Source organism: Kitasatospora sp. NPDC004272, assembly GCF_053603035.1.
Map to the genome: position 1 here is coordinate 1 of NZ_JBSGET010000215.1, position 9455 is coordinate 9455.

A 9455-nucleotide genomic window follows, 5' to 3' on the forward strand; every position below is an offset into this window, starting at 1 on the left:
GCCCCGGCCCGGCCGCCGCCCGGGTGGACAGCGCCGAGCTGGAACGCCTGCGCGCGGCCGCCCCGCCCTGGCCCGGTGGCCCGATCGACCTCGCCCCGGACGGCACCCACCACCTGCTGCGCCGCAAGCTGAAGGATGGCCGGGCGCACTGCGCGGTGCTGGCCGAGCGCGCCGACGGCGGCCGGGTGCTGTTCGAACTCGTCCTCCCCGCCGAGGAGTTCGACCGCCAGTCGGCGCTCGCCGACCCGGCCGAGGTGGACCGGCTGGTCCGGGCCGCGAACCGCACGCCCGTCGCCCGCTGACCGCCCGCCACCCGCGCACCGCTCAGCCCTCCGCCCCCGTGCGCTGCTCCGCCCCCGTCCGCTCGCCCTGTCCCGTCCGCTCGTCCGCCCGCTCGCCCTGCCCCGTCCGCTCGTCCGCCCGCTCGCCGGGCGCGGCTGTCACCGCGACCCGGGGCAGCGCGTACGGGTGGTGCTCGCGCAGGAAGCCCACCAGGTGCTCGCGCAGGTCGCAGCGGAGCTCGAAGGCGTCGCCCGCGTTGGCGGCGGTGGCCAGGGCGCGCACCACCAGGGTGCTGGGGGTGGTGTCGACGACCTGGAGGGCGCTGCCCTCGCCGTCCCAGCGCGGGTTCTTCGCCAGGTAGCTCTCGAACTCCTCGCGCAGCAGGCCGACGGGCGTGCTGTGGTCGAGGTGCAGCAGCGCGGTGCCGGTGATCCGGTCGGAGCGGCGCGACCAGTTCTCGAACGGGCGGCCCGCGAAGTACGACATCGGCATCACGATCCGCCGCTGGTCCCAGGTGGCGATCACCACCGCGGTCAGGGTGATCTCCTCGACGGTGCCCCACTCGCCGCCGACCACCACCACGTCCCCGATCCGGGCCAGGTCGCCGAAGGCCATCTGGATGCCCGCGAACAGGTTCGACAGCGCGCTCTGCGCGGCGATGCCCGCGACCACGCCGACCAGTCCGGCCGAGGCCAGCAGGCTGGTGCCGACCACCCGCACCGCCGGGAAGGTCATCAGCATCGCGGCCAGCGCCAGCAGCGCGATCGCCGCCTGCAGGATCCGCCCCAGCAGCCCGGCCTGGGTGCGGGCCCGCCCGGCCCAGGCCGCGTCCCGGCGGCGCACCGCGAGCCGCACCGCCCCGTCCAGCACCAGCGCGGCCGCCCGGGCGGCCAGCCAGCCGCACGAGCCGATGGTGGCCAGCACCAGCAGGTGCCCGACCCCGCCCGGGGCCCGCACCCACGGCATCGCGGCCAGCAACAGCCCGCAGGCCGCCACCGCGAGGATCGGCTTCCGGCACCCGCGCAGCACCTGCGGCACCGTCCCGGCGGTCACCGACAGCCGCCGGGTCGTCGCGTCCACCAGCCGGTCCACCAGGTAGAGCACCAGCCCCACCGCCGCACCGACCACCGCCAGCCGCACCGCGCTCCACCACCACACCTGCCCTGCCTCCTCCACGCACCCGGCTCCGGATCCTCCGGCCGCCTTTCCGCCCGGCAGGCGTTCACACCCGCCGGCCGGGCATACGCGCGGGTGCCGTCCGTCACCCGTGAGGAGCCCGCGCCGTGAACCCCGTCGAACGCGCCCTGCGCGCCGTGGACCGCACGCAGCAACGGAACCGCCCGCTGGCCGTCGTGGTCGGGGTGGTCAAGAAGTACGGGGACGACCGGGGCGGGCTGCTGGCCGCGCTGATCACCTACTACGGCTTCGTGTCGCTGATCCCGCTGCTGCTCCTGCTGTCCACCGTGCTCGGCTTCGTCCTGCACGGGCACCCGGACGCGCAGCAGGCCGTGGTCGACTCGGCGCTCGCCGACTTCCCGATCATCGGCGACCAGCTGCGGGAGAACGTGCACTCGGTGCAGGGCAGCGGCCTGGCCCTGGTGATCGGCGTGGCGGGCCTGCTGTACGGGGCGCTCGGCATCGCGCAGGTGCTGCAGCACGCGATGGCCGAGGTGTGGAACGTCCCGGGGGTGCGGCGCCCCGGCTACTGGCCCCGGCTGGGGCGCAGCCTGGCGCTGTTCGCGACGCTCGGCACCGGGCTGCTGCTGAGCACGGCCGCGGCGGCGCTGGTGGGCGCGGCGCTGGGCGGCCCGGCGGCCCGGATCGGCGGGCTGCTGCTGTCGGCCGCGCTGAACGCCGGGCTGTTCCTGGCCTGCCTGCGGATCCTCACCCCGAAGGAGGTCCCGTCCCGCGGGCTGCTGCCCGGGAGCCTGGTCGCGGGCCCGCTGTTCACCGTCCTGCAGGCGTTCGGCGCCGTCCTGGTGACGCACCAGCTGCGGCACGCGACCGCCGTCTACGGCTTCTTCGCGACGGTGATCGGCCTGCTCTCCTGGCTCTACCTGGCGGCCCAGATCACCGTGTACGCCGCCGAGGCGAACACCGTCCTCGCCCGCCGCCTGTGGCCCCGCTCGCTGCTCCAGCCCCCGCTGACCGGCCCGGACGAGCAGGTGCTGGAGGACCTCGCCCGGCAGGAGGAGCGCCGGCCCGAGCAGCACGTCGACGTCGAGTTCGAGGACCCGCCCCCGGACCGGGACGGCTCCGCCGACTCCTGAGGGCCCGCCGACTCCTGAGGGCCCGCCGGACGGCGGGCGGCGAGCAGCAGAACGGCGGGCGGCGGGCGGCGGGAACCGGACCCTCCTGACGGCGCGTTCGTCAGCTGTGCGTAGGGTGCTCGTCCGGGCCCCGGTACCGGATCGGTACCGGATCTACCGGGCTGGAACGGGGGGGTGGGCGCCGTGGTGGAGTCCTGGAACGGCGAGGGGCTGCCGCCCGTCGCGGCGGCGCGGATCGCCCGGGAGCGGGCCGACGGCACCTGGTCGTCGGCGCTGTCGGTGGGCGAGTTCGCCGCGGTCAGGTCGGTCGGCTTCGAGCCGGTCGGCCAGGTGATGGGGTCGGCGGTGTACCGGGTCGGCCGCAGCGGCCGGTACTGGGGCTACCACGCCTGCGGCTACCGGGGGACGGGCTGGTTCTCCGGCGGGAAGCCGGCCGCCGTCGCGCTGTCGGGCGAGGGCGCGCCCTCGGCCGCCCTGGTGAAGGTGCTGGACGACGCCCGGCGCGCCGCACTGGGCCGGATGACCGCCGAGTGCGCGGCGCTCGGCGGCGACGGCGTGGTGGCGGCGCAGTTGACGGTGGCCCCGTTCCCGGCCGCGCCGCACTGCCTGGAGTTCAAGGTGATCGGCACGGCGGTGCGCGCCGCCGGCGGGGTGCGGCCGCACCACCCGTTCACCTCGCACCTGGACGGCGCGGGCTTCGCCAAGCTGCTCACGGCCGGCTGGGTGCCGGTGGGCCTGCTGGTCGGGATGTCGGTCGGGGTCCGCCACGACGACTACCGGACCGGCGTGCAGCGGTACTCCTGGTCGAACCAGGAGGTGGCGGGCTGGAGCGAACTGGTCGGCCGGGTCCGGGCCGACGCCCGGGCCCAGGTCCGGCAGCAGGTGGCGAAGCTCGGCGGGGACGGCATGATCCTGGCCGACAACACCTTGCGGGTCTGGGAGGAGCACTGCCTCAACAACGACAAGCAGACCGACCACGTCACCGAGAACGTCCTGTACGGCACCGCGGTCGCCCGCTTCGCCACCGCGCCCGCCCGGCCGCGCACCCTCACCGTCATGCCGCTGAACGGCGACGGCGACCGGCTGCGCCGCCGCCTGGCCCGGGCCGCCCGCCGGTGACCGCGGCCCGCCCTCCGCTCGAACACCGACCCAGCACCGTCACGGGGAGATTGACCAGATGACCACCTCCGATCCCACCGCCCAGGGCGTACCGGCCGACGCGATGCGGCGCCTCGCCAAGCTGCAGCCGGGCAGGCCCGGCTCGATCTTCACCAGCGACCTGTCGGTCAACGAGTTCCTGCTGGTCCGGGAGGCCGGGTTCAAGCCGATCGGCCTGGTCCTGGGCAGTTCGATCTACCACGTCGGGATCCAGCTCGGCCGCTGGGGCAAGAACCAGGAACTGGAGACGCTCAGCCAGGCGATGTACCACGCCCGCGAGTTGGCGATGACCCGGATGGAGGCCGAGGCCGCGGCGCTCGGCGCGGACGGGATCGTCGGCGTCCGGCTCAGCGTGGAGGCCCGCGAATTCGGTTCGGACATCGCCGAGTTCATCGCGATCGGCACCGCCGTCAAGGCCGACCACCCGGCGCCCGGCGGCACCGGCTGGCGCAACAACAAGGGCCAGCCGTTCACCTCCGACCTCTCCGGCCAGGACTTCTGGACCCTGATCCGGGCCGGCTACGCGCCGCTCGGCATGACCATGGGCACCTGCGTCTACCACATCGCGCACCAGAAGGTGAGCGCGGTTTTCTCCAACCTCGGCAAGAACGTGGAGATCGAACCGTTCACCCAGGCCCTCTACGACGCCCGCGAGTTGGCGATGACCCGGATGCAGGCCGAGGCCGAGGAACTGGGCGCCGAGGGCATCGTCGGAGTGCAGCTCAACGCCCACAACCACCGCTGGGGCGGCCACACCACCGAGTTCTTCGCGATCGGCACCGCCGTCCGCCCGCTGCGCGAGGACCACGAGATCGAACGCCCCACCATGGTGCTGAGTTTGGACGACTAGTGCCGCGTCAGGCAGCCTTCGCCGTGAAGGAGCGGCGGCCGGTGCGTTCTCTCGGCGTGCCGGCCGGAAGCCCTCGTACTGGATGTACTCGGGTTTTCGGCCGGTGCGGCGAGAGGGCGTGCCGGGCGTCGCGACGGGCGAAGGTCGCCTGACGCGGCACTAGGCTGCGCACCCGTCGACCGACCGCCCCGAGGAGTGACATGAGCGACGACGGCCAGCTCGAACCGGCCGGGCAGGACGAGGACTCGATCGACCTGCTGACGGCCGCCCTCCGGCGGGACGCCGCCGACCTGGAGGTGTACGGCCGGGTGCTGACCGACGCCCTCGCCGAGGCGCTGCCCGCCGACGCGGTCGCGGTCGAGCGCCGGCGCAGCCTGGCCGACCGGGTGGCCGGCCGGCCCGGCCGGATCGAGCGGCTGGAGGTCTCGATGGGCGACCAGCGGCTCACCCTGGCCCTGACCGGGGACCGGGCGGCGGCCGAGGTCTGCCGGGTGGTGCGCGGCGTGGTGCTGTCGCGCCGCCCGGTGCCGCTGGACGAGTGGACCCGGGAGCTCGCCGCCGCCGTCACCGTCCGGGCCCGCTCCGACGCCCGGGCCCGGGCCGCCCTGGAACGGCTGCTCCTCGGCGGCTGAACGCCGGTGGGCCGCACGGGGGTTCTGTCCCGGACTGTCCATGATGCGGATGCCCCGGTGGGCGCCGGGCCCGACGTGGTCGACTGGGCCGCACACCAGCCCGCACGTCCAAGGAGCCCCGCCATGCTGTCCTCGCTGCCCTCGCTCGACGGGCTGGAGTTCGCGCCGGTGTCCCGCCCCGAGGGCGGCGAGGTCGGCCCGGGCACCCGGTTCGCCTACCACGAGGAGGACGGCCTGGTGTGGGCCGACTACCGGGGCGGCGAGGTGGTGCGCGGCCACCTGGTCGGCACCCGCAGCGGTGACACCGTCGAGTTCCGGTACGTGCAGCTCAACCGGGCCGGGGAGACCGCGTCGGGCCACTGCACCAGCGTGCTGACCCGGCTCGCGGACGGGCGGCTGCGCCTGGACGAGACCTGGCGGTGGGAGTCCCGCCCGGGCGCGGGCACCAGCGCGGTCGAAGAGGTCCTCCCCTACTGACCCTCACTGACTCCGTCACCGACCCGCCGCCCCGCCGTACCGGTGCGGGGCGGACTGTCGGTGGCCACCGCTAGCGTCCAGGCCATGACTGATCGTGAGACCTTCGCCCCGCTGGTGTTCATCGAGTACGACCACGAGCCCGGTTCGTACGGCCTGTTGCTGACGGACGACCGGATGGTCGAGGTGGACGAGGTGTTCGAGGCGGCGGGTCAGCAGAACGGCGGGTACGGCTGGGAGGCGGTGGCCCGTTCCGCCGTCCGTTCCCGGGCCCCGCAGCTGGAGGGCCGGTTCCGGTACGACCCGGAGGCCGGCATGTTCGTGGCGTACGGGGAGGACGCGGCGGCGCTGCGCGAGCTGGGCGCGCTGCTCTCCGGCGCGTTCCACGACCGGCCGGCGCTGCGCGAGCTGATCGACGCCGCCGAGCCCGACTGGTTCGACTGATCCCCCGGTGCGCGGGAACGCCGACGGCCACCCCTCCCGACATGAGGGGTGGCCGTCGGCGTCGTGCGTGCGCTCCTGGCGGAGCCTGGACCGGTCCGGATCAGACGGTCAGGACCTGGCCCGGGTAGATGACGTCGGCGGAGGCGCCGATGGTCTGGGCGTTGGCGCTGAACAGCGCGTCCACGGTGGTGCCGTTGGCGGCCGCGATGCTGCTCAGGGTGTCACCGGACTTGACGGTGTAGCTGCCGCCACCGGTGTTGCCGCCGCTCTTCTTCCAGGACTGGTGGCCCTGGTAGGAGGACTTGCCGCTGTCGGCGGTGCTGCCGGAGGTGTTGGTGGAGGCCGCGGCGGAGTCGGTGGTGGCCGGCTTGGCGGACTTGGTGCTGGTGCTGGTGCTCGCGGAGTCGGAGCTGTTCGAGCTGCTGGTGCTGGTGCTGGTGCTCGCGGACGAGGAGGTGTCGACCTGGGCGGCGGCGCCGCCCTGGGTCAGGCCCGCCTGCACGGAGCACACCGGCCAGGCGCCGGGGCCCTGGGAGGCCAGCACCTTCTCGGCGATCTCGATCTGCTGCGCCTTGGTGGCCTGGTTGGCCTGCGGGGCGTAGGCGGTGCCGCCGAAGGCGGCCCAGGTGGAGGAGGTGAACTGCAGGCCCCCGTAGAAGCCGTTGCCGGTGTTGATCGACCAGTCACCGGTCGACTCGCACTGGGCGACCTTGTCCCAGGTGGACACGTCCGCGGCCGAGGCCGAGGTCGCCGTCACGAGGCCGGCCACCGGGAGGACGGCCACCGCGCTGCCGGCGACGATGGCGGCCCGGACGCGGTTGCGCTTCCGGTTGCCCTTCTCGGCGGTGGTGGCGGTCGTGGTGGCGGCAGTCTCGTTACGGAAGATCATGCGATTCCTTTCGGATGCCCCGGGCAGGCAAGGCGGAACCAGGGGCCCGGAAGGGCCTGAGGTCTCTCGCGCTTGTGGATCGGACGGTGCGGTCGATGTCCGACCCGCTCTCCGTCGCGGTCACCCTGCCCGTCGGGCGGCTGGTCCGCCGCACCGGGGCGTTGGTTTCGGGTGATCCCGGGTAGTGCGCCCTGCACTGGTTACGAAGCTACGGGCGCTTTCGCAGAACTCCAAGCATTCCAAGGTTTACGCAGGTCAGGGCCTGGTTACCGCCAGTACAGCACCCCTCGGGCACCGGTCGGGCCGCGATTTCCCGGGCCCGGCCGTCGGCGGCTGTGACCGGGCTCACCGGTTTTGGCCGCCCCGGCCGGGGAACCGCACACGCTCCGTGGCCCCGCACTGACCGCGCGCCGACTGTCCAGCAATCCGCCTATGGGACGGGCCACAGCCGCCACCCACCGTCCACCGGGCCGTCACCCGCCGTGGCCGAACTGCCCCTTCAGGACAGCGCGGTGAGCACCCGCGGCCCGTCCTCGGTGATCGCCACCGTGTGCTCGGAGTGCGCGCCGCGCGAGCCGTCCGCCGAACGCAGCGTCCAGCCGTCCGCGTCCACCCGCAGTTTCGCCGAGCCGGTGCACCACCACGGCTCCAGGGCCAGGGTCAGCCCGGGCTTCAGCTCCAGGCCCCGTCCGGGCCGTCCGACGTTGGCGACGTGCGGGTCCTCGTGCATGGTGCGGCCCAGGCCGTGGCCGCCGAAGTCGGTGTTGATCCGGTAGCCGGCGCCCTGGCCGACCTTGGCGATCGCCGCCGAGATGTCCCCGATCCGGTTGCCGGGCACGGCGGCCGCGATCGCCGCATCCAGCGCGGTCCGGGTCGACTCGGCCAGCCGGACGTCCTGCTCGTCCGGGGTGCCGACGATGACGGTCACCGCCGAGTCGGCCACCCAGCCGTCGATCGACACCGCGAAGTCCAGGCTCAGCACGTCCCCGTCGCGCAGCACGTAGGGGTGCGGCTGCCCGTGCAGCACCGCGTCGTTCACCGACAGGCAGATCACGTTCCGGAACGGCCCGCGCCCGAAGGAGGGCGCGTAGTCCCAGTAGCAGGACTCGGCCCCGCGGTCCGCCACCAGCTTCCTGGCCCGCAGCTCCAGGTCCATCACGTCCCGCCCGACCTCGGCCAGCCCCGACAGCTCGGCCAGCGTCCGGGCGACGAACCGGCCGGTGACGGCCATCTTCTCGATCGCCTGCGGAGTCTTCAGCTCGATCACGGCACAGCTCCCTGCACGACGGCCACCCGGCCGCCCGGTCGAAAGAACCACCGGTATTTGAATACCGGCAGCGGACAGCGACACGCTAGCAGGCCCCGGTATTCAAATACCGCCCGGCTCGGCCGGGCGGTTCCGAGAAGCGCGCCCCGCGGGTGTCGGCGCACGAGTCGGCGTGCACCACCTCGCACGGGCGACCGTGCGCGGAGTCGATGCGGCGACCGACCGCCGTTCGCGGGCCCGCCGCGGTCGGCCCGGATCCTCCGCGGTGCCGGGTCCTCCGCGGTGCCGGATCCTCCGCGGTGGAGGTCAAGTCCGGGAAAAGTGCGGGAATTGTGGGGGGATTCTCCGCAGGGCCGCTCGGCGGATCGGAGGGGAATGCCGACCACTACCCTTCGGTGGTCACCGTCTCGGTGATCATTCGCATGTGTCTGCCACGGGGGGTTACCCACTCATGTCCGCACCGCCGCCCTACCCGAACCAGCCGTACGGGCAGCCGCCGGCCCCGCAGCCGTACGGCGGCCAGCCCCAGCCGTACGGCGGTCAGCCCTACGCCGGCCAGCCCCAGCCCTACGGCGGCCAGCCCTACGGCGGTCAGCCCTACGGCGGCCAGCCCGCCTATGGTCAGCCGCCCGCGCCGTACGCCCAGCAGCCCGCACCCGGGCCGCGCCCGCCGGCCGGGCCGTCGGGGCCGCGGCGCCGGAGCCCGCTGCAGGCGCTGCTGTCCGTCGGCATCGTGCTGGCGGTCTTCGGCGGCGGTGGCTGGTACGTGTGGAACTACAACACGAGCCCCACCGGCGGCAAGGCCAAGGCGGAGGCGTCGCGGTCCGCGCGGGCGGCCGAGGCCAAGACGCACGATCCGGAGGTCGGGGACTGCGTCAAGGTCGCCGATCCGGAGGGACACCCGGTGCCGACCGTCGTGGACTGCGCCTCTCCGGAGGCCGAGTACAAGATGGCGGACCAGTTGCTCGGCGAGGACAAGCACTGCGGCGAGGAGTTCGACTACGGCATCCGGTACGTCTCCAGCCGCAGGATCGACTCGACGCTCTGCTTCACCAAGATCCGCCACTGAGACCGCCGGGGCGGAGGCACGGTGGTACGGGTGGTACGCCGTGCCGTGGCGGGCCGGGCTCGTGACGGCCCGGCCCCGCTCGGCGGACGGGCGCACCCCGGCGGCCCCGGGCCGCCGGGG

General features: G+C 74.2%; 11 protein-coding genes. 8 read left to right on the plus strand and 3 right to left on the minus strand.

Annotation, left to right across the window (positions count from 1 at the left end; translation table 11 throughout):
• Window positions 1-302 (plus strand): hypothetical protein (locus ACWEO5_RS36680; protein ID WP_452166433.1); only part of this gene is annotated, 302 nt, incomplete at its 5' end.
• Between the two features lie 22 nt (window positions 303-324).
• Here the strand turns inward: ACWEO5_RS36680 and ACWEO5_RS36685 are convergent.
• Window positions 325-1458 (minus strand): mechanosensitive ion channel family protein, encoded by a 1134-nt coding sequence (locus tag ACWEO5_RS36685; RefSeq protein WP_452166434.1) that lies wholly within the window; start codon window positions 1456-1458, stop codon window positions 325-327.
• A 107-nt stretch (window positions 1459-1565) separates the two neighbouring features.
• Between ACWEO5_RS36685 and ACWEO5_RS36690 the strand changes: the two genes are divergently transcribed.
• The 6 genes from ACWEO5_RS36690 to ACWEO5_RS36715 all read left to right on the plus strand — a co-directional run bounded on the left by ACWEO5_RS36690 (window position 1566) and on the right by ACWEO5_RS36715 (window position 6110).
• Window positions 1566-2552, plus strand: a complete 987-nt coding sequence (locus tag ACWEO5_RS36690; RefSeq protein ID WP_452166435.1) for a YihY/virulence factor BrkB family protein — start codon at window positions 1566-1568, stop codon at window positions 2550-2552.
• A 174-nt stretch (window positions 2553-2726) separates the two neighbouring features.
• Window positions 2727-3671: a heavy metal-binding domain-containing protein gene (locus ACWEO5_RS36695; protein WP_452166436.1), complete on the plus strand. Its 945-nt coding sequence runs from the start codon at window positions 2727-2729 to the stop codon at window positions 3669-3671.
• A gap of 58 nt (window positions 3672-3729) precedes the next feature.
• Window positions 3730-4560: a heavy metal-binding domain-containing protein gene (locus tag ACWEO5_RS36700; protein WP_452166437.1), complete on the plus strand. Its 831-nt coding sequence runs from the start codon at window positions 3730-3732 to the stop codon at window positions 4558-4560.
• A gap of 200 nt (window positions 4561-4760) precedes the next feature.
• Window positions 4761-5192: a hypothetical protein gene (locus ACWEO5_RS36705; protein WP_452166438.1), complete on the plus strand. Its 432-nt coding sequence runs from the start codon at window positions 4761-4763 to the stop codon at window positions 5190-5192.
• Window positions 5193-5315: 123 nt separating this feature from the next.
• Window positions 5316-5669: a hypothetical protein gene (locus ACWEO5_RS36710; protein ID WP_344556661.1), complete on the plus strand. Its 354-nt coding sequence runs from the start codon at window positions 5316-5318 to the stop codon at window positions 5667-5669.
• An 84-nt stretch (window positions 5670-5753) separates the two neighbouring features.
• Entirely contained in the window at window positions 5754-6110 is a 357-nt protein-coding gene (locus ACWEO5_RS36715; RefSeq protein WP_452166439.1) for an immunity 51 family protein, read from the plus strand.
• Between the two features lie 100 nt (window positions 6111-6210).
• Here the strand turns inward: ACWEO5_RS36715 and ACWEO5_RS36720 are convergent, their stop codons facing one another.
• Together ACWEO5_RS36720 and map are read right to left on the minus strand one after the other, a co-directional pair.
• A complete protein-coding gene (locus ACWEO5_RS36720) occupies window positions 6211-6999 on the minus strand; it encodes a transglycosylase family protein (RefSeq protein ID WP_452166440.1) in 789 nt (262 codons plus the stop codon).
• Window positions 7000-7498: 499 nt separating this feature from the next.
• Window positions 7499-8266, minus strand: coding sequence for a type I methionyl aminopeptidase (gene map, locus ACWEO5_RS36725; protein WP_452166441.1), 768 nt, complete (start codon window positions 8264-8266; stop codon window positions 7499-7501).
• A 451-nt stretch (window positions 8267-8717) separates the two neighbouring features.
• Between map and ACWEO5_RS36730 the strand changes: the two genes are divergently transcribed.
• Window positions 8718-9335, plus strand: coding sequence for an LppU/SCO3897 family protein (locus ACWEO5_RS36730; RefSeq protein ID WP_452166442.1), 618 nt, complete (start codon window positions 8718-8720; stop codon window positions 9333-9335).
• Window positions 9336-9455 lie beyond the last annotated feature (120 nt).